Source organism: Paraglaciecola sp. L3A3 (assembly GCF_009796765.1).
GTDB lineage: Bacteria > Pseudomonadota > Gammaproteobacteria > Enterobacterales > Alteromonadaceae > Paraglaciecola.
In genome coordinates this window covers 2,051,292-2,072,499 of sequence record NZ_CP047023.1, presented here as the reverse complement: position 1 = coordinate 2,072,499, position 21,208 = coordinate 2,051,292, and the positions used below count along the sequence as shown (strand labels likewise).

General features: G+C 39.0%; 20 protein-coding genes and 1 tRNA gene. 5 read left to right on the top strand and 16 right to left on the bottom strand.

What is annotated here, in order from left to right:
* Positions 1–25: 25 nt before the first annotated feature.
* The gene (locus GQR87_RS08665; RefSeq protein ID WP_233267434.1) at positions 26–1,039 is read right to left on the bottom strand and encodes a Fe(3+) ABC transporter substrate-binding protein; all 1,014 of its coding nucleotides are present in this window, start codon (positions 1,037–1,039) and stop codon (positions 26–28) included.
* Positions 1,040–1,751: 712 nt separating this feature from the next.
* Between GQR87_RS08665 and yciH the strand changes: the two genes are divergently transcribed.
* Both yciH and GQR87_RS08655 read left to right on the top strand, forming a co-directional pair.
* Entirely contained in the window at positions 1,752–2,072 is a 321-nt protein-coding gene (gene yciH, locus GQR87_RS08660) for a stress response translation initiation inhibitor YciH (RefSeq protein ID WP_158968450.1), read from the top strand.
* Positions 2,073–2,098: 26 nt separating this feature from the next.
* A complete protein-coding gene (locus tag GQR87_RS08655; protein WP_158968448.1) occupies positions 2,099–2,899 on the top strand; it encodes a response regulator in 801 nt (266 codons plus the stop codon).
* A gap of 51 nt (positions 2,900–2,950) precedes the next feature.
* Here GQR87_RS08655 and tyrA read toward each other — a convergent pair whose 3' ends face one another.
* The 5 genes from tyrA to GQR87_RS08630 form a co-directional block, all read right to left on the bottom strand.
* The gene (tyrA, locus tag GQR87_RS08650) at positions 2,951–4,090 is read right to left on the bottom strand and encodes a bifunctional chorismate mutase/prephenate dehydrogenase (protein ID WP_158968446.1); all 1,140 of its coding nucleotides are present in this window, start codon (positions 4,088–4,090) and stop codon (positions 2,951–2,953) included.
* Positions 4,091–4,101: 11 nt separating this feature from the next.
* Complete coding sequence (locus tag GQR87_RS08645; protein ID WP_158968443.1) at positions 4,102–5,193, bottom strand: 3-deoxy-7-phosphoheptulonate synthase; 1,092 nt, start codon at positions 5,191–5,193, stop codon at positions 4,102–4,104.
* Between the two features lie 216 nt (positions 5,194–5,409).
* Positions 5,410–5,967: a sugar O-acetyltransferase gene (locus GQR87_RS08640; protein WP_158968441.1), complete on the bottom strand. Its 558-nt coding sequence runs from the start codon at positions 5,965–5,967 to the stop codon at positions 5,410–5,412.
* Positions 5,968–5,985: 18 nt separating this feature from the next.
* Positions 5,986–6,918: a 23S rRNA (adenine(1618)-N(6))-methyltransferase RlmF gene (gene rlmF, locus GQR87_RS08635; protein WP_158968439.1), complete on the bottom strand. Its 933-nt coding sequence runs from the start codon at positions 6,916–6,918 to the stop codon at positions 5,986–5,988.
* Positions 6,918–8,558, bottom strand: a complete 1,641-nt coding sequence (locus GQR87_RS08630) for an NAD(P)/FAD-dependent oxidoreductase (protein WP_158968437.1) — start codon at positions 8,556–8,558, stop codon at positions 6,918–6,920. The genes rlmF and GQR87_RS08630 overlap by 1 nt, the downstream gene beginning before the upstream one ends.
* A 150-nt stretch (positions 8,559–8,708) precedes the next feature.
* On the opposite strand from GQR87_RS08630, the gene fdxA reads away from it, so the two are divergent.
* Positions 8,709–9,032 (top strand): ferredoxin FdxA, encoded by a 324-nt coding sequence (fdxA, locus tag GQR87_RS08625; RefSeq protein WP_158968435.1) that lies wholly within the window; start codon positions 8,709–8,711, stop codon positions 9,030–9,032.
* 119 nt (positions 9,033–9,151) lie between these two features.
* Here fdxA and rlmD read toward each other — a convergent pair whose 3' ends face one another.
* Entirely contained in the window at positions 9,152–10,504 is a 1,353-nt protein-coding gene (gene rlmD, locus GQR87_RS08620; RefSeq protein WP_158968433.1) for a 23S rRNA (uracil(1939)-C(5))-methyltransferase RlmD, read from the bottom strand.
* A gap of 329 nt (positions 10,505–10,833) precedes the next feature.
* A complete protein-coding gene (locus tag GQR87_RS08615; protein ID WP_158968431.1) occupies positions 10,834–11,352 on the bottom strand; it encodes a hypothetical protein in 519 nt (172 codons plus the stop codon).
* Positions 11,353–11,845: 493 nt separating this feature from the next.
* Between GQR87_RS08615 and GQR87_RS08610 the strand changes: the two genes are divergently transcribed.
* The gene (locus GQR87_RS08610) at positions 11,846–12,277 is read left to right on the top strand and encodes a universal stress protein (RefSeq protein ID WP_158968429.1); all 432 of its coding nucleotides are present in this window, start codon (positions 11,846–11,848) and stop codon (positions 12,275–12,277) included.
* A 509-nt stretch (positions 12,278–12,786) separates the two neighbouring features.
* Here the strand turns inward: GQR87_RS08610 and GQR87_RS08605 are convergent.
* Together GQR87_RS08605 and GQR87_RS08600 are read right to left on the bottom strand one after the other, a co-directional pair.
* Entirely contained in the window at positions 12,787–13,080 is a 294-nt protein-coding gene (locus GQR87_RS08605; RefSeq protein WP_158968427.1) for a HigA family addiction module antitoxin, read from the bottom strand.
* Positions 13,080–13,358 carry a type II toxin-antitoxin system RelE/ParE family toxin gene (locus GQR87_RS08600; protein WP_158968425.1) on the bottom strand — a complete coding sequence of 93 codons (279 nt, stop codon included), beginning with the start codon at positions 13,356–13,358 and terminating at the stop codon, positions 13,080–13,082. The genes GQR87_RS08605 and GQR87_RS08600 overlap by 1 nt, the downstream gene beginning before the upstream one ends.
* 532 nt (positions 13,359–13,890) lie before the next feature.
* On the opposite strand from GQR87_RS08600, the gene GQR87_RS08595 reads away from it, so the two are divergent.
* Positions 13,891–14,688 carry a hypothetical protein gene (locus GQR87_RS08595; RefSeq protein ID WP_158968423.1) on the top strand — a complete coding sequence of 266 codons (798 nt, stop codon included), beginning with the start codon at positions 13,891–13,893 and terminating at the stop codon, positions 14,686–14,688.
* A gap of 919 nt (positions 14,689–15,607) precedes the next feature.
* Here GQR87_RS08595 and GQR87_RS08590 read toward each other — a convergent pair.
* The 6 genes from GQR87_RS08590 to ftsH form a co-directional block, all read right to left on the bottom strand.
* Positions 15,608–15,692: transfer RNA gene (locus tag GQR87_RS08590), tRNA-Leu, on the bottom strand.
* A 19-nt stretch (positions 15,693–15,711) separates the two neighbouring features.
* A complete protein-coding gene (gene secG, locus GQR87_RS08585) occupies positions 15,712–16,077 on the bottom strand; it encodes a preprotein translocase subunit SecG (protein WP_158968421.1) in 366 nt (121 codons plus the stop codon).
* A gap of 9 nt (positions 16,078–16,086) precedes the next feature.
* Positions 16,087–16,833 carry a triose-phosphate isomerase gene (gene tpiA / locus GQR87_RS08580; RefSeq protein WP_158968419.1) on the bottom strand — a complete coding sequence of 249 codons (747 nt, stop codon included), beginning with the start codon at positions 16,831–16,833 and terminating at the stop codon, positions 16,087–16,089.
* 99 nt (positions 16,834–16,932) lie between these two features.
* Positions 16,933–18,273, bottom strand: a complete 1,341-nt coding sequence (gene glmM / locus GQR87_RS08575) for a phosphoglucosamine mutase (protein ID WP_158968417.1) — start codon at positions 18,271–18,273, stop codon at positions 16,933–16,935.
* Positions 18,273–19,103, bottom strand: coding sequence for a dihydropteroate synthase (folP, locus tag GQR87_RS08570; protein ID WP_158968415.1), 831 nt, complete (start codon positions 19,101–19,103; stop codon positions 18,273–18,275). Before folP ends, glmM begins: the two co-directional genes overlap by 1 nt.
* 82 nt (positions 19,104–19,185) lie before the next feature.
* The gene (gene ftsH, locus GQR87_RS08565; RefSeq protein WP_158968413.1) at positions 19,186–21,144 is read right to left on the bottom strand and encodes an ATP-dependent zinc metalloprotease FtsH; all 1,959 of its coding nucleotides are present in this window, start codon (positions 21,142–21,144) and stop codon (positions 19,186–19,188) included.
* Between the last annotated feature and the right edge of the window lie 64 nt (positions 21,145–21,208).

Here is a 21,208-nt window from a genome sequence, read left to right as displayed (position 1 = left end):
TAAGTATTGATATTATATAAAAAACCTATTTCCACCCAGCGCGATCCATTAATTTTACCGCTTTGCTATTCAATTCGCCCAATTTACTTAGCGCAACTTTCTCAGACTTAAATTTACCAAATGATTGTAATACTTCGCTCCATTCTACATTTGTCAATATAGGGTATTCATGATTAGTATTGGCATACCACTGCTGAGACTCCTCAGTTAACATAAAATCTATTAATTGACTGGCCGCATTTTTATTCGGCGCATTTTTCGCCATTGCTACACCAGAAATATTAATATGAGCACCACGATCACTTTGGTTTGGCCAAACCACTTTTACTTTTTTTGCCTGCGCCACTTGCTCTTGATCATCTGAGGTCAACATGCCAGCTAAATAATAAGTATTAGCAATCGCCACATCACATTGACCTGCCGCGACAGCTTTAATTTGATCTCGATCTCCACCTTGTGGAGGACGGGCAAAGTTTTTCACAAAACCATCAAGCCATTTTTGAGTTTTCACCTCGCCTAATTGCTCAATCAAAGAGGCCACCATAGACTGATTATAAATATTGCTAGAACTACGAATACAAATTCGTCCTTTCCACTTAGGATCCGTTAAATCTTCTAAATTTGCCACGCTATTAGCCGCTACTCGTTCTGGAGAAATCATCAATGGACGAGCTCGAAGTGACAAACCGACCCAATGACCTTGCTCATCCCTAAGATTCACTGGTACTGAGTTGATATTATTTGAACTGCCAATAACTTGCGTCAAGTGCTGTTCTTTAGCACGGTATAAACGTCCAACATCAGTAGTGACTAATAAATCTGCAGGACTATATTTCCCTTCACTTTTTAACCGCGTAATTAAGTTATCAGCTTTACCAGTAACTAAATTAACAGTAATACCCGTTTGTTGAGTAAACTTATCTAGCAAAGGCTTAATCAAGGCTTCTTTACGTGCGGAATACACGTTCACTTCCTTAGCAAAGGTAATGGGAGACAATAAAACGCTGACCAGTAAAGTTGATCGAATGATATTTTTCAAAATGAAGTCCTAAAAGGCTAAATATTTTCAGATAACTGAATGTTATTCTAATTGAGAATAATTCTCAATACCATTTTAAATGATTTACTGGAAACTATCAGCTGAAGATAATTTAATGAAGTATTTTAAGGGAAACTTAACTAGGCTGTTTATAGTTCCCACGCCTCTCACCTTGCGAGTTATCTACACTTTAAATTAATCACTCAGTAGCCCTCGAACTCAAGCCATGCGGCGATCTAGGTTTTCCCATATTGATACTCATATCTAATACTTTTATATTGAAACCTTTATTTTAATTTTTGATTGGAAGATATAAACATGCTTAACTAGAGCAATATTTAGTAACACTTTTTATGCTACCTTGCAGTAAAGAATCTAATTTCTGTTGTATTTTCTGCAATTAATTTCAAAAAAACAGCCATGAGATTTAAACTAAAAATCTATCAGCAAAATATCATGCTCGACTTGTTTGTTTATTTTACTGCATTAAAATACTTCATTGCGCTATTTTTTTACTTGAAAATGAATGTTCGCCTAAATAACAGCAAGCAGTCTCATTCCAATAAATTTGATTCATACCCAAGAATATTACTCAAATATCACTAATTACATATGCCATTGAGTAACCATTTTTAATTAAAAACCTACAAAGCATGCCATTTATTTAATAGAATGATTTTTTAATGTAGCAGATTTAAAGATTATCCACGTTATGAGTGAAAACAGACTAGTCTATAGTACAGGAACAGGCCGAATTCAGCCTGAAAAATCCACCGCAGCAGTACCTAAAGGTGATGGAGTTGTACGAATACGAAGAGAAACCAAAGGGCGGAAGGGAAAAGGTGTAATCACTATTTCTGGTTTACCCTTAGCAGAGACTGAACTGAAACAGGTCTGCACAACACTAAAAAAACTATGTGGTACTGGCGGCTCACTTAAAAATGGGGTAATTGAAATTCAAGGTGATAATAGGGACAAAATAAAAGCGACTCTGGAAAAAATGGGCCATAATGTAAAACTTGCAGGCGGATAAATAACGCCACAGATTTAGGAGTGAACATGCCGAATTTAGCTTTATCGGAAATAAATATTGTCTTAATTGAACCCTCTGATACACAACGAAAAATCATCATTAAACAATTAGAACAAGCCAACGCTTTAAAAGTAGAAGCCGTCAGTAATGTACAAACCGCGGTTGAACTTATTACTAACTATGGCGCAGATTTAGTGGTCAGTGCTATGTACCTTGAAGACGGTACTGGCTTGGATATTATTACACAAATAAAAAATACTCCTAACCTCGCAGCGATCCCCTTTATGTTAATTTCTAGCGAAAACAGAACGGAAAAACTGGAAGAATTTAAACAAGCAGGAGTGGCCGCTATATTACCTAAACCATTTGCTCCTGAAAGCTTATCTAAAGCCCTTAATGCCTCTCTTGATTTAATCAATAGTGATGAAGTTGATTTAGAATTATTTGATATAGAAGAGGTACGAGTATTGTTAGTTGACGATAGTAAGTTAGCTAGAAATCATATAAATAGAGTGTTAAGCGGGCTTGGATTAGAGAAAATACTAGAAGCAGAAAATGGTGCAGAAGCGTTAACGTTACTGAAAGATAATACTTTTGATTTGGTAGTAACAGATTACAATATGCCAGAAATGGATGGTCGTGAACTCTCAGAATTTATTCGTTTTAATCCAGAAACCGCACACATCCCAATTATTATGGTTACCAGTGAATCCACTAACAGTTTACATATGGCCAATATACATCAAACAGGTGTAAATGCTTTGTGTGATAAACCCTTTGAAGTTGATGAAGTTAGGAAAATGTTAGTCTCTTTATTAGGTCAATAAAAAAGCCTACTGAAAGTAGGCTCTTTAAATATTATTTAGATTGGCATAATCTCAATCACAATCAATAGAACGGTCATCATCTGCTTTCAATAATAATTTCTTACTATTGACCAAACACTGTTTCGCATAATCACCAAACCAAGTTCCCACTTTCGAAAACTGCTGAATAAATTCAGCTTTATCACCACTTTCAACTAATTTAAGTGCTTCAGTAAAGTTAGTATTAAATTCAGTTAAGCGCGCAACACTATCTTTATTATCAAAAATAATATCAGCATATAAAGCAGGATCTTGTGCGAACAATCTTCCCACCATAGCTAATTCCAAACGATAAATAGGAGAACTTAGGGTAATCAGTCGTTGTAAATCTGGATTTTCACTGGCTAAATGTGAACCAAAAACAAAACTACAAAAATGCCGCATCACTTGAATAAAGACCATAGCATCATCATGTTCTTTAGCGTCACACTCTTGCAATATACCACCCCAAATTCGCATCTGCTCTAGCAACCATTGGTACTGTTCAGTATGCCTGCCATGACATACGACAATCACCTGTTTAACCAAACTTGGTACATCTGGCCCAAACATAGGGTGAAGTCCAAGTACTGGGCCTTGGTGTGCTTTCAACATAGCAGCTAAAGGTTTTTCTTTAGTACTGGTAATATCTGCTAAAACACAATCTTCAGGTAAGCCATTAAGACTAGCAATAATACTATCAGTCAACTTTATGGGAACAGCAACCAATACTAAACCTGCATCTTTTAGGATAGTTTGTGCATTTGACCAGTCGTCTTTTTCAAGTAGCTCTACTTGATAATCACTGCGTCTAAACATGTCCACAAAAATTCGTCCTAATGCCCCAGCGCCTCCTACTACCACAATTTTTTTGATAGTAGGGTTAGTGCAAAGATAACTGACATTTTGGGTATGATATGACTCACGCATAATTCGACGTAATAAGTCTTCCACCAAAACAGGAGACACACCTGAATCTTCAGCTTCAGCTCGACGTTTAGCAATGAGTTGCGCTTCTCTTTCAGGTACATAAATAGGCAGGCCGACTTGACTTTTATACTGGCCAACCTTAGTTGTGATTGCAGCCCGTTTTGCCAACAGCTTTACCAACTCACTATCAATTCCATCAATTTGTACTCTTAGTTTATCAAGATCGTTGGGCGATATAGACATAATACTTCCTATTAATTTGAATCTTTAAACTTGTTTAAACGCAAAGGCAAAACAGTAATCAATTTTTCTCGCATGTCATTAATCAAGGTTTCGGTTGATTGCCAATCAATACACCCATCAGTAATAGAAACACCGTAATCCAACTCAGCTGGTGTTTTTCCTGTGCTACTTTGATTCCCTGCATTCAAATGGCTTTCTAACATAATACCAATAACTGACTGATTACCATCCAAAATTTGATTAACCACATTCATTGCTACTAAAGGCTGACGACGATAGTCTTTACTCGAGTTAGCATGACTACAATCAACCACTAAACCGGCACTCAAGTTATTTTTTTCTAACTCAACTTCACAATCTGCAATACAAACAGAATCATAATTAGGTTGCTTGCCACCGCGTAAGATTATATGCCCATCAGGGTTACCTTGAGTCTGAATAACACTAACCTGCCCTTCACCGTTAATGCCCATAAAACTATGACCAGAGGCAGCAGACTGTAATGCATTAATAGCAATGCCTAATCCGCCATCTGTACCATTTTTAAATCCAACAGGCATAGAAAGACCACTGGCCATTTCTCTGTGAGTTTGAGATTCAGATGTACGAGCACCAATAGCCGACCAGCTGAATAACTCAGCTAAATATTGTGGGCTAATAGGATCTAATGCTTCAGTTGCAACCGGTAACTCTAATTCAGCTAGCCAAATAAGTAATTCACGAGCTTTACGCAAACCTGCTTCAATATCAAAAGTATCATTTAAATGAGGATCATTGATTAATCCTTTCCATCCTACTGTGGTGCGAGGTTTTTCAAAATAAACACGCATCACTATATATAAGGTATCTTTACAAGTTTCCTGCAATGCTTTCAATTTAAGGGCATATTCTTTTGCCGCTTCAATATCATGGATTGAACAAGGGCCACTTATCACCAAAAATCGATGATCTCTACGGTGTAAAATATCACTAATGACCTGACGTGAGTTTTGTACAATTTTTAGTGACTCATCACTAACTGGTAATTCTGTTTTTAAATCTTTTGGTGTAACTAATATTTGCTCTGAGGAAATATTAATATTGTTTATGCTATCCCGTAACATGGTTATTACTCTTCTAAATAAATTAAATCTGGCATGGAGTGCTCAATGATTCTGACTCTATACATGTGCATTTCTGACAATAAAACTACTGTAAACTTTTATGTACGGTGTGAAAAAATATTATTTCACGAAATGATATTGACTTTTTACCAGAAACTATAATTGACAACAAGCTATTATTCCTGTTCTGCACTATAATGTTCAATAAATGCACTATTATAAGGATTTAATAACCCTAGCTGGTACTCCTGCTACCACAGTATTAGCAGCAACATCTTTATTCACAACAGCACCGGCAGCTATCACGGCATTATCACCAATAGTGACAGCGTCTAATATTTTCGCCCCCATACCTATCCACACATTGTTTCCTATAGTAATAGGCAAAGCGGTTTCAATACCTTTACGGCGTTTAATTGGATCTAGGGGATGACTGGCAGTAGAAATAAGCACATGTGGGGCTAACATCACATCATCGCCAATTCTAACAGGAGCCGTATCTAAAATGACCACCCCATGATTAGCGTAAAAATTTTTGCCTAAATAAATGTTATAGCCATAATCACAATAAAAATCAGGTTCTATCCAAGCTCCAGCATAAGCACCAACTAAAGACGCTAAAATTTTTCTACTGCCTTTTCGATCATCAATATCATGTCGATTAAATTGTTGGCACAACCGTTTGGCTGTGGCTCTTTCTTGTTGTAATGTTTTATCACTAGGAAAATACTCTAAACCCTGTAACATTTTTTGTTTTTCGGTCAATTCTGTCATGGATAACCCTATTTCTGTTTAAAATCGCCAAGCTATAAAACGGCTGACTTTTTGTCCTTGTGCCATATCTACAGTTTTCATTTCTGTCACCCCAATATATTTAAGAGATTTTGTTAAAGGGACGATGTGTTTTTTATTCGATACTAGAGATGTGAACCATTTGACTTGCTGAGCATATTCGCGACTTTCGGTGATCATACGTTGAATAAAAGCCAACTCGCCACCAACGCACCACAGCTCATTTGACTGACCAGCAAAATTTAATCCTTTGCTACTTTTATCAACAATAGTGGATTGTCGCTTTTGCGCATGTTTTGCTAAGTTTTTTACTTTTCGTTGGGAGCCCGTTTGTGCTTCTGCAGCCGAACTATGAAAAGGTGGATTACACATACAAAAATCAAACTGTTCATCAGCATTTATCACGCCAGCAAAAATAGCCGTAATATTTGCTTGATGGCGTAATGTAATTCCATTTTTCAAGCCATTATTCGCTGCAACAATGGCTTTGGCTGACTTAATTGAAAGGCTATCTACATCTGTTCCCAGCATACTCCAACCATAACAACGATTGGCAATAATGGGATAAACTAGGTTTGCTCCAGTACCAATGTCTAAGCCTTTAATTTGTTTTCCTGTGGGAATTTCACCTTGATGATCCACGGCTAATAGATCTGCAATATAATGCACATAATCAGCCCTTCCAGGAATAGCTGGACACAAATATCCGGCTGGTATATCCCAAACTGACACTTGATAGTAATGGGCTAATAGCGCGGCATTTAAAGCTTTCACCGCCTTAGCATCAGCAAAATTAATGGTTAGGGAGTTATCTGGCTTAGAGACAATATGTGGCTGTAATTCAGGATAGCTCTGCAGCAGTTGATCCATAGGATAGCCATCAAGATGTAAGTTACGCTTGTGTAAGCTAGATGCTTTTTTAAGTTGAGTCATTAGCTAGCGGTACTGTCTTTAGAAACTAGGTTTTGGGTTTTAGCCAGCATATCTAGCGCTAAGGCTTCAGCGACTTTAATACCGTCTATACCCGCAGACCAAATACCACCGGCATAGCCAGCCCCTTCTCCAGCTGGATACAAACCTTTGGTATTGATACTTTGCAGATCTTTACCGCGTTTAATACAAACAGGTGATGAAGTGCGCGTTTCGACGCCCGTTAACAAACCATCAGTTTTGGCAAAACCTTTTATCTTACGATCAAAAGCAGGGATAGCTTCACGAATAGCAGCAACGACGTAATCTGGCACAACTTTAGCTAAATCAGTTAATGTCACGCCTGGTGTATAAGAGGGTTTGACTTCACCTAACTGTTCACTGGACTTACCCTTTAAAAAATCCCCAATCAATTGCGCAGGCGCATGGTAGTTTTCACCACCCACTTTAAAGGCTAATTCTTCCAATCTACGTTGTAATTCAATGCCAGCTAACGGGTGATCTGGGTAATCTTGCTCAGGAGTGATGCCCACCACAATAGCACTATTGGCGTTACGTTCATGACGTGAGTATTGACTCATACCATTGGTTACTACCCTGCCCGCTTCAGAAGCGGCTGCGACCACAGTGCCTCCTGGACACATACAAAAACTATATACAGAACGACCATTTTTACAGTGATGCACTAGCTTGTAATCTGCTGCGCCTAATATTGGGTTACCTGCGTTGTTACCAAAACGGCATTGATCAATCATCGATTGTTCATGCTCGATCCGAAAACCAATAGAAAAAGGTTTAGCTTCTACATACACTCCTATCTCATGCAGCATCTCAAAGGTATCACGCGCACTATGACCCACTGCTAGGATCACATGTTCAGTAGCCAAATATTCATCATTAGAAAGGCATAAACCTTTAATTTGATTATCTACAATATCTAATTTATCAACCCGAGTACTAAAACGGATTTCGCCGCCTAGCTTAATAATTTCGGCACGCATTTTCTCCACCATATTGACCAATTTAAAGGTACCAATATGAGGTTTACTCACATATAAAATTTCTTCTGGCGCACCAGCTGCCACAAACTCGTTTAATACTTTACGTCCGTAATGTTTGCGATCTTTAATTTGGCTATACAATTTTCCATCAGAAAACGTGCCCGCGCCACCTTCTCCAAACTGTACATTTGATTCTGTATTCAAAGGTTTTTTACGCCAAAAACCAAAGGTATCTTTCGTTCGTTCTCGCACTTCTTTGCCTCGCTCTAACACTATGGGTCTAAAACCCATTTGCGCTAAAATCAACGCAGCAAACAAACCACAAGGGCCGAGACCAATTACTACAGGGCGACTAGTTAATTCTTTAGGGGCTTGGGCGACAAACTGATAAGTCATATCAGGCGTTTCACGTACATGGGGATCAGCAGCAAAAGCATCTAACAATGCCTGCTGATTCTGCACCTCAACATCGAGGATATAAATCAATAAAATTTGGTTTTTATTACGAGCATCATAAGCACGCTTAAACACTTTAAATGACATCAGTTCAGTATTAGCAATTCCTAGCTTTTGCAAAATAGCTTGTGGCAAGGCATTTTCGTCATGGTTTAAGGGTAATTTGATTTCATTCAAGCGTAACATAGTGATTCCGAGAGTTTAGTATTGCTAGGTCGATAATTATTCGACAAGATAACAATTATTATATCAATTCCTATGGAGTTTTCTTGCCTTTTATATTTGCTACTTTATGATCTGTCACAAATAACCTAAAACAAGTATCACAAATACAATATGACCTTTGTAGTGGCCGACAACTGTATCAAATGCAAATTCACCGATTGTGTTCCTGTATGCCCAGTAGACGCATTTCATGAAGGGGATAACTTTTTAGTCATCAATCCTGAAATCTGCATAGATTGCGCTTTATGTGTGCCTGAGTGTCCAGCAGAAGCTATTTTCCAAGATACTGAATTACCCGAACAACAGCAGCACTACCTAAAAATCAACGCCGATCTAGCCGAAATCTGGCCAAATATCACCGAATTAAAACCCGCCCCAGCAGACGCCGATGAATGGTTAGGCATAGAAAATAAACTGCCGATGTTGGAGAGGTAAATAGCGTAAAGCTAAATGGAGCAAAGAGAACCAAGAGGAACAGAACATGCAATGAATAGGAGTTAACACCTTTCAAACCAACGCCTCATTAACCCATTGATTTATATTATATTTACTACTTACCGAGTCAACAACAACATAGTCTCTAAGTGGGCGGTTTGTGGAAACATATCCATCATACCTGCTTGTTGTACTTGATATCCGTGCGCAACTAAGTATTCAGTATCTCGTGCTAAGGTAGCCGCATCACAAGATACATATAGAATTTGCTTAGGTTTGAGTTTGACCAAAGTGGGGAGAAATTCAAACGCCCCCGCTCTTGGCGGATCGAGTAAAACTTTTGTCACTCCAAGCTGTGAGATTTCTTTGCTTGGCATATGGGTTAAATCAGCCCCAATAAAACTTAGGTTGTCTAAATGATTGGCTTTGGCATTAGCTTGACCTGCTTTAACCATACTGGCTTGTACTTCCACCCCCACCACTTTTTTTGCTCGTTTGGCTAATGGCAGTGAGAAATTTCCCACACCACAAAATAAATCAAGAATGACGTCATCTTTATTAGGCGCCAACCAATCTATTGCTTGTTTGACCATTTTTTTATTCATAGTCCCATTCACTTGAATAAAATCTTGGGGGTGATAGCTAAGGGATAGCTCATCCAGTTGATAATGGCGCATAGTGTCCTCTGTCACTAGGGCACGTTTTTCTTGGGGATACTGCCAATACAAATCCAACGATGCTTGATCTGCCCATTGCTGCCACTGCTGTTGAGTGGCGGGTTCAATCTCAGCGGTTAAACGCAATAAAACAGATGCACCTTTGTCATCTTCAAGTAATTCAATGTGCCCTAATTTGTCGTCAATAGCGTCATGCTTTAACGTGGCCTTTAATGAGGCAAAAACTTGCTGTAGTTTAGGTGTAAGTACCAAGCAGTTATCAATAGAGACGATATCTTGCGACGACGCACTACGAAACCCCAAGCGCAGCCCTTGCCCCTTCACTTTTACTGACAACCGAGCTCGTCGTCTATAACCTAAAGGCGAATCCGCAAGTAACGTTAAACCTTGAGCCGGCCACACTTTACGCAATTGGCCTTGTAACCATGTCATTTTGGCACTGCGTTGTTGTTCGAGGGCTAGATGTTGAAAACGACAGCCGCCACATTCATCGTAATGAGGACAAGCAGGGCTCACCCGGTGCTCGCTTTGTTGTTCGATATTAATTAATTTGGCTTCATCATAACGGCGATTCGATTTTACCACCTGCCCTTTCACTGACTCTCCCGGCAACGCCCCTTCAATAAACGTAACCTTGCCATGATTGCGAGCGACCCCCTTAGCTTCATGGGTCAGGCCATCAATCGTAAAACCTTGTACCGGACCAATAGGCTGAACAACCCCTGTACGTCTTTGCTTATTTCGCGAAGTTTTCCAAGATTTAGTACGGGAATGTTTTGCTGAGGTATTTCTCAAAAGCGTCACTTTTAACCATGAAGAATAATCCGTTATTGTACCAGTAGAAGGTCAGTAGGAAAAAGTACTAGATAGCCACAAGCAAAAAATTACAAGAATTTAAACCACAGAGGCTGCGCGACACAGAGGAAAAACAAAAAAGCAGACACAAGCAGTGAATAGCGGCTAGTAAATAGAAAATAGCCAGTTCTCCGTTTGTAGCCCTTTCCTATCCAAAACCTCAAAAATGTTTATTAACTATAATTTTTGAAAGCCATTTATTAGTGGACTGTCAATACGGTGGATCTCTAAATACTTTACTTTAAATCAACGTCTACGAGACCATTGATTTACTTGACCTGACGATCAGGGATATTCTCAAATTTACTGATTATGTCTGTCACAAACCTCTCAGAAAAACCTGCAATAAATGACCAGAACATCATTTTCGCATAGTCAACAGCTTCACCATGAACGTCAAATATAATGGAGAAACCTTTACTTTCTACAAGACCCGGGGCCACTTCATCTGGAACAAACATCGGAAATAGATCTCCACTTACAAGTGTTGAAATAAATAGCACATACAGAACGACTGCAAGCACACCACCAACAACAGGTGAAATCCACACGTACACCCATGAATGTGCGAGCAACATCAAGTCATCCGTTGACATGCTTTTCAACCTACGTTGCAGTCCCACAAAACCACCAATGATCCCGGCAAATAATGCAGCAATCGGAGCTGTGACAATATCGTCATACCAATACGCGACAAGAGCTCCTACAAAAATAATGACTATCAGCAAGCCAAGCGCAGTTGCAAGACGATTGCTTATTTTTCTAATATTTTCTAGATCTTCATTCATGATACAGTGAGCTCCCTAATGTCATATTACTTGCAGCACATCCATCGTAAAATAATTTTTATGCCAAAGCCATGTTAAGTATACGAAACGCATAAGTGGCGAAGCACATGTTTTTGATTTACCGCGACTAAAAATTACCCATCAAATTATGACTTGTTAGATAGATGTCTAAGTGAAGCAGATACAAGCAGTGAATAGGGCTAGTAAATAGCCAGTCCTCGTTTATAGCCCCTTCCTAACCCAAAACTTAAAAATATTTACTAACCATAATTTTAATAAGCCATTTATTAGTCTATTTTCAAAACGGTTGATTTTTAGATACTTTTTTTTAAATCAACGTCTACGACCACATTGATGGTTGTTACTTTGATTATGATCAAAGAATAACCTTTTCATACTGATTAGACTTCATTTGTTGGGATAGAGCCTAGTTTTTCTAGTGAGGCCTATAACCTCATTAAAAATCACACTTTCATATATAGAGGAAACTAATATGCGAACAGGTAATATTTTATGGCCTACTGATTTTTCTGATACTGCGTCACATGCTTTACGCTATGCCATAGAAATGGCGAATTTATATCAAGTAGGAATTCGTATTTTACACGTGGTAGATCAGCCAGTGGGGGATGAAAATTATATGATCCTTGCGATAACTCCCGAAGAGTTAGCTAAAGATATGGAAGACGCGGCGGCGAGTAAAATGCACGAGTTATTAGATCAGTTGAATACTAATTTAAAGATTGAAACGGTTATTCGTCGGGGTGATGCTATTAATGAGATTTTGGCCGAGACCCACAGCGGTGACATTGGTATGGTGGTTATTGCCAGCCATGGAAGAACCGGGATGTCTCATTTTCTGCATGAAAATGTTGCCGAAGCGATTATCAATAAAGCTAATTGCCCAGTATTAGTAGTAAAATAAAGTTATTGGCCAAATTAACTACGCCACTTCAAACAGTCCAGACATGGACGTCTGGGTGAAAGCTGATTCTTTAGGAGCGAAGCGCCGCCAACTTGAACAGCTCAACAAGGACGTTGACATTGGCTGCCGATCATCAGGGATGTGTGTTTTATCAATTCTAAGTTTATTTCGCCGCCTCAGAGACAAGCGTATCGCAGTTAAAAATAAGCTCCAAAGCTTGTCATAGAGAAGCACCGAAGAAAGCAATACAAGCAGAATGGGCCAGACTAAATCAGCATGAAGCTGAGTGAAGCAGGCACAAGCAGTAAATAGGAGCTAGTAAATAGAAAATAGCCACGTCATCGTTTATAGCCCTTTCCTACCCCAAAACTTAGAAATATTTAATTTGAAAAAGCCATTTATCAGTCGATTTTCAATACAGTTGATTTTTAAATAAGTAACCAATTGATTTAACTATATTTTATATAGCTGTATCACAATAGGATGACGTTAAAAATTTCTATCTTCCCTTATACTATCGCAAAGTCAATTTGATTCACTTTAGCTAGGTTAACATTATGTTTCGCTTGCCAAAGGTCATAATTGTCTTGCATCGACAGCCAACTCTCTGGTGTGCGACCTAAAGCTTTTGAAAGACGTAATGCCATTTCAGGCGTAACCGCACTTTTTGCTTTTAATATTCGACTCAAGGTAGAAGGAGAAACATTTAATTGTTTCGCAACAAAACGACAGCTATAACCAAAAGGTTGCATATAAACATCGGTAATAAACTCACCCGGATGCGGTGGATTATGCATATTCATTAGTGATAATCCTCATAATTTAAAATAAAAGCGTTGCCATCTCTAAATTCAAAAGTCACACGCCAATTTCCATTTACAGAAATAGACCAAATTCCATCACGTTTGCCTTTTAAAGGGTGCAAATTAAAACCAGGCAAATCAACATCATCAATAATGCCAGCAGTATCAATGGCCGCAAGCTGCATTCTAAGTCGTCGCTCATGCTTAGTTTGAATACCAGCCTTACTACCCGACTCAAAGAACTTTTTTAGCCCTTTATGTTTAAATGATTTGATCATAAATAAAGTGTAGCGTGTTGCGCAACACCTGTCTAGAGACTTACTTGGATATATAGAATTGTTACTACAGGTGTCAGGCTAAAATTTTAAACAAAAAAGAAAAGCCAAGAGCCAAAGTCTGTCACAGAGAAGCACCGAGAACAGCAAATATTTGTTAGAAGCAAAGATTAAAAGAATTTAAACCACAGAGGCTTCGCTACACAGAGAAAAAAATGCAGAATGGGGCAGACTAAATCAGAATGAAGCTGAGTGAAGCAGTGAATAGAAGAGAGTCGATAGAAAAGCGATATTGCCACTACTTCATTTATACCCCCTTTCCGACCCCAAAACTTAGAAATATTTATCAACCATAATTTTAAAAAGTCATATATTTGTCTATTTTCTATACGGTTGATTTTTAAATCAACGACTACGACGCTATTGATGTTTATCGCTAAGTATGCAATTTAAAGTGTATCTGGTACATTGAACTCAACTCAAAAGTATTTAAACGTTTCTGAAATGATTTAGACAGGGATTAGAAGTATTAAAAATGGATTCATCATTAAAAGAGCTTATAACCATTAAAAACATAGCATTTCTGCTAATCAGTGTATCCATGATAGTGATTACAATGTGTTACATGTGGAGTTTACACCTAGCGTCAGCCAGTGATATTTCTACTGGCGATTCAAGTTATACCCGTGCTGATTTAGGTACCATTGGCGACTTCATTGGTGGGTTGCTTAATCCGTTATTAACCTTTGCGACTGTGTGCTTATTAATTTGGTCAATCCGTATTCAACAAAAAGAGCTGTCAGCTGCAACTAAAGTATTGAAACAAACAAAAGATGTACATGATAAAAATATAAAAAATGAAGAAAAAAATTTTATTAGGAAAGCTATTTCTGAAGACATACATTTAATACGGTTAGACATAGATAAAACCTTTCAGAAAAAACAATTCAAAAGAACAATTAGTAATAATGAACTCCAAAGTTTCTCCTTGTCTGATTTGCAGTGTGGCGAAGATTTTTCAAATGAGTTTATTCTGAACAAAAAAAGTATTAATACGTCTGTCTCAACAAAAATTAAATTCAATCAACACTTATTACGTACAAATTTTTCAGAAATTCTTTATCTACTACTTCATATTGAATGGTTAATATTAAAAATAGACTCTGAAAAGTTAGGCATGGAACTTTTTGTAATAAAATTAAAGCTTCCGATTTTCGAACTTGGGCAAGTATTACGCAGTATTAGAGTACAGAAGGATACTACATTATTTACAGAGCTAAATGGGTTAGTAAAAAAATGTGGTGATATTGAAGACAAGCTTCTTGATATTTAATCTAGCTACATGACAAGTTTCCCCTAACCCAGACTAAACCTGAAATTACCTTATCAGGACATCTAACATAAAATAACTCTTATGATAAACCAATACTTATTTTGCGAAGCCATGCTTTTGACTTTATCGCGACTCCAAGTTCGCCGAGCAACGCGGGCTAATAGAGGGTAAATGACTTGGGTGAAAGCTGATTCTTTAGGAGCGAAGCTCCGTCAGCTTGAAAAGCTCAACAAGGACGTTGAGATTGGGTGCCGATCATCAGGGATGTGGATATGACTACTTTGGAATTTAGTTCTAAATTCTTTGCGACCTCTATTAGGCAAGTCGCGCAGGTAATAGAACTTGGTTGGAGACCGGCTTCTTTTGCTTACTTTTCTTAGCTGTTGACCATATTTACGGGATAAATATGGAACGCACTTTAGTGCGGCCCGGAGGGTGAAATACATGGATGTATTTCATAACATAAGTCAGTCGGGCCTCATGGATGAGGCTTGAAAAACGTCATGGATGACGGTAAGCGAAGCGCATGCTTTATGGCAAAGCCATGCTTTTGACTTTGTCGCGACTACAAATTCCCCATCAAATATTTGGCTTGTCGAATGCCCGAATAGGGACATTCGGGCAAGGCAATCTTTTATAGCAGGACGCGACTTATTGCCGTTTCGACATCAAAGCCAAGAATTTTATGGAATAGGAATTTGTTTGGAGCGCGGCCCTTTTTGTTTACTTTTTGCGGCTGTTGGGAAAAAGTAAATCGAGCAGCAAGGATGCTGTTTGAAAAACGTCATGGATGACGGTAAGCGAAGCGCATGCTTTAAGTGACGAAGTTATGCCCTGTGTGCGTAGCACATAAACAAAGCACATGTTTTGTGCACTAAAACAAAAAAGGCCTTGGTATCAACCAAGACCTTTTCAAAAATGGTGCGGATGGGGAGACTCGAACTCCCACGGCCTAAGCCACAGCCCCCTCAAGGCTGCGTGTCTACCAATTCCACCACATCCGCAATTGAGTACTAAATAAAACTAGTTGGGTACGTCGCTTTCTTCAGCAGGTTGTAGAACAGGTTCAGCAGGCACAGTTGCCGCAGGAACATCTGTATCGGGCTGAGCAACCACTGGCACTTCAATGTTTTGCCAATTATCTGCATCTTTTTCTTTATCAGCAGTTTGGTTACCAAGGATCAAACTGATAACAAAAAACAAAGTCGCTAATATAGCAGTTGTTCTGGTCAAAAAGTTACCAGAACCAGCAGAGCCAAAAACTGTGTTAGAACCACCACCACCGAAAGATGCGCCCATATCTGCGCCTTTACCTTGCTGGATCAATACAAAACCGATCAACATTATAGCGACGATCAAATAAACAATAATTAATACTTCGTAAAACATGTGTTGCCTCTATTGATTTGCAGCTAAGCAAATACTTAAAAAATCTTCTGGGTTTAAACTAGCGCCGCCAATTAAACCACCATCTACATCTGCCTGAGAAAATAATTCTTGGGCATTACTTCCTTTCACACTACCGCCGTATAAAATAACAGTACCAGCCGCAATGTTTGAATCTTGTTTTGCTAAATATTCACGAATAAAAGCATGTACTTCTTGTGCTTGCTCAGGACTGGCTGTTTTACCCGTCCCTATCGCCCATATGGGTTCATAAGCCAAGACTATATTAGCAAATGCTGATATGCCTAGTAACGTGACTACAGCATTCAACTGAGTAGTCAGGTAATCAAACACATTGCCCGCATCACGAATTGATTCTGGCTCACCAATACATAAAATAGGTGTTAATCCAGCATCTAATATTTTTTGTACTTTTAACGCAACAATTTCATTTGATTCAAAGTTGTCTTCACGTCTTTCAGAATGACCAACAATAACATATTGGCAACCGAGTTCTTTAACCATTGAAACGGATGTTTCACCAGTGTGAGCCCCTGAGTCAAATTGACTGACATTCTGTACACCCAGCCTAACTGAACTATCAAATAAACCTAAATAAGGAGCCGGAGGACAAATAGCCCAATCCATATTCCCTAAGTCCACTTGACTCAAGCATGATTGCATTTTACCAATCAACGATTTATCACCGTTCATCTTCCAATTACCAACCACTAAAGACCTACGAATGTTTGTCTGCAAAAGATATTCCTCTTAGCATCAATAAAAAAGCGCGCGAGATATTAACTAACCCAATGAAATTATACAAGTAATACTCGCCAAATATGCTTCGCCTTTTGTCTATTCGTTCACTTTACGAACAGCATCGGCAATATATTCAGCCCAAGTACTTGAATCTTGTGCATCATTGGCCTCAACCATCACTCGAATAAGTGGCTCAGTTCCACTTTTTCGCAACAAAACTCGGCCTTTATTACCTAATGCCGTTTCGGCGTCAATCACAGATTGTTTCACCTGTTTATCTTCAAGAGGTTGTTTGCCATTGGTAAATCTGACATTGATTAATGTCTGCGGATATTTAACCATACCTTGGCTTAATTCGTATAAAGTCATTTCCGCATGCAGCATGGCCGCCAAAACTTGTAATCCGGCCACAATGCCATCACCAGTAGAAGCAGCGGCCAAATTCAATACATGGCCTGAGCCTTCGCCGCCAATCGACCAATCTTTTTGTTTAAGTAATTCCATCACGTAGCGGTCACCCACCTTGCTGCGAGCAAACGGCACGCCTAAGGTCCCTAAGGCGACCTCTAAACCAAGGTTGCTCATCACAGTACCAACCACACCACCTTTTAACATACCAGATTTTAACGCGTCCCTAGCGATGATGTAGACAATCTGATCGCCATCAATCACATTTCCTTTGTGATCCACCAACATAATCCGGTCACCATCACCATCCAAGGCAAACCCTAGATCAGCATTATTTTTCAGAACACTATGTTTGATAGCTTTCATCGATGTGGCCCCGACATTACGATTGATATTCAAACCATCAGGTTCGGTACCAATTTCAATCACTTGTGCACCTAATTCACTCAATACGTTTGGTGCTATGTGATATGTGGCTCCATGGGCACAATCTACCACTATTTTTAAACCTTTGAGGGATAAATCTGAGGGGAAGTTACCTTTACAAAATTCGATATAACGACCGGCCGCATCAGCAATTCGTGTGGCTTTACCTAGTTTGTCTGAAGCCACACATTCCATAGGACGATCCATCTGACTTTCAATGGCAATTTCAATATCATCGTCAAGTTTCATACCATCAGCTGAAAAGAATTTGATACCGTTATCATAATAAGGATTATGAGAAGCACTGATCACTATGCCCGCTTCTGAACGGAAAGTTTTAGTCAAATAAGCAATAGCTGGAGTCGGCATAGGCCCTAATAAGCCAATATTAATACCCGCAGCAGATAACCCCGCTTCTAATGCTGATTCCAACATATAGCCAGATATACGGGTATCTTTACCAATAAGGACTTTATTGGTGCCAGTTCCCGCTAAAACTTTTCCAGCGGCCCAACCTAGTTTCATTACAAATTCAGGATTGATTTTGTCTTCGCCGACTTTGCCACGAATACCGTCTGTACCGAAGTATTTTCTATCACTCATTATAGTTTCCTGTAATCCTTAACTAATGTTGTTATTTTAACTGCATCCACTGTTTCTTTGACATCATGTACCCGTAATATTTTTGCCCCACTCAATGTGGCAAGGCTAGCAGTCACTATGCTGCCAGCTAGCCGCTCATCAATATTACGACCCAGTAAATTTCCTATCATTGACTTTCTTGAAGTACCAGACAAAATAGGCACAGCTAAACTTGACAATTTATCTAAGTTCGCAAGCAATTGATAATTATGCTGCAAACTTTTACCAAATCCAAAACCAGGATCAATAATCAATTGATCTTTAGTCATTCCCGCTTTTTCGCACTCAATCATTCTTTGCTGCAAAAAATTGATAACTTCATCAGTCACATTTTCATACTCAGGGTTTTCCTGCATAACACGGGGTTGCCCCTGCATATGCATCAAACAGACTGGTACATTAGCCTCTGCCGCAGCTTGTAATGCGCCCTTTTCTTGTAACGCTCTCACATCATTAATTAAAGCCGCACCAGCCGCTACAGCGGCGGTCATCACTTGTGCTTTACTGGTATCAATTGAAACAACAGTATCAAAGCGTTCAGTAATGGCTGCAATTATGGGTAATACTCGATCTAATTCTTGCTGAAGATCAACATCAACAGCCCCTGGTCGAGTAGACTCCCCGCCTACATCAATAAAAGCAGCCCCTTCTGTTAACATAGACTCAGTGTGATACATAGCTTGGTCAAAATTTTTAAAGTGTCCTCCATCAGAAAAAGAATCAGGAGTGACATTTAAGATGCCCATTATCTTGGGCACTGACAGGTCTATGAATTTGTTTTTAAATTGCATACATGCTCAATATTTTAAGCTTTCAAATAAAAAAACGCTTTGTTAGATTGCCAACAAAGCGTTTTTATCATTTGTTCTAAAACTAACTCGTTGCGTCGCCAGGTTTTCCTACATCTGGAGTAGTAGGTTTATCGGCTTTCTTTTCTTCAGTTTTATCAGCGTCATCAGCAGCTTTTGCGCCACCAGATGGTTTATCAGAATCATCAGTCTTACCATCTCTGACCCATTCAGCTGGAAGACGAACTTCTTTACGTGCCATCAAATCATCAATTTGTTTAGCATCTATGGTTTCATATTTCATCAAGGCGTCTTTCATCGCCTCTAAAACATCCATATTTTCTTTCAATAATTTTTCAGCTAGTGTGTAATTTCTGTCAATTAATAACCTGACTTCAGCATCAATATCACGAGAAGTTTCGGCTGACATATGTGATGGAGCCGCTCCCATAAACATTTCGTTTTCGTCATCTTTATAATTGATGGGACCCATTTTCTCAGAAAGCCCCCATTGGGTTACCATTTTGCGAGCAATATCGGTAGCACGTTCAATGTCATTCGACGCACCAGTGGTTACACCGGCTGCACCCAAAGTAATTTCTTCTGCTATACGCCCACCAAATAAAGTGGCAATACGAGATTCTAATTCTTCTCGAGATGAACTGTATTTATCTTGTTCAGGTAAATACATAGTCACACCTAATGCTCGACCACGAGGAATAATAGACACTTTATAAACTGGATCATGTTTAGGTACTAAACGGCCAACAATTGCATGTCCAGCTTCATGATAAGCAGTATTGGTTTTTTCTTCTTCCGACATGACCATAGTCTTGCGTTCAGAGCCCATCATGATTTTATCTTTCGCTTTATCGAATTCATCCATACTCACCACACGTTTATCTGTGCGGGCAGCAAACAATGCAGCTTCGTTAACTAAGTTTGCTAGATCTGCACCAGAGAAACCAGGTGTACCACGAGCAATAACATGTGCTTCAACATTGTCCCCTAATGGCACTTTACGCATATGCACTTTTAAAATTTGTTCACGACCACGGATATCTGGTAAACCTACCATGACTTGGCGATCGAAACGTCCAGGACGTAATAATGCAGGGTCAAGTACATCTGGACGGTTAGTCGCAGCAATAACAATAATGCCTTCGTGTCCTTCAAAACCATCCATTTCAACCAACATTTGGTTTAAGGTTTGTTCACGCTCATCATGGCCACCACCATGACCTGCACCACGTTTACGGCCTACTGCATCAATTTCATCAATAAAAATAATACAAGGAGCTGATTTTTTAGCTTGGTCAAACATATCACGTACACGAGAGGCACCAACACCAACAAACATTTCAACAAAATCTGAACCTGAAATACTAAAGAAAGGTACTTTTGCTTCACCGGCAATCGCCTTAGCAAGTAATGTTTTACCTGTTCCCGGAGGACCAACCATCAACACACCTTTAGGAATTTTGCCGCCTAATTTCTGAAACTTACTTGGGTCACGTAAAAAGTCGACTAATTCTGAAACATCTTCTTTTGCTTCGTCACACCCTGCTACATCAGCAAAGGTCGTTTTAATTTGATCTTCACCTAATAAACGCGCTTTACTTTTGCCGAATGACATAGCACCTTTACCGCCACCACCTTGCATTTGACGCATGAAAAAGATCCAGACCCCAATCAGTAATAACATTGGGAACCAGGAAATAAAGATAGACGTTAATAATGAAGACTCTTCTGGTTGTTTACCAAACACAGCCACATTATTTTCGATAAGTTGATCCATTAACTTCATATCAAGATAAGGTACAACAGTTGTGAACTGTTCACCGTTGCGTTTAGTGCCGACAATTTCACCAGTGTCTCTATCAATTGTTGCTTGGCTAACTACGCCATTATCAACATCTTTCAAAAAACGAGTGTAGTCTGTGGCGACTCTATTTGGTTCAGAGCCAGAAAAGTTTTGGAAAACCGACATCAATACGACAGCGATGACCAGCCATAAGATTAAATTTTTTGCCATGTCGCTCAAGTTGTTAAACCTCTATTATTACTACGAGTCAAATGACTCTTTGATTGGCGTCTTGCGCTTCTTT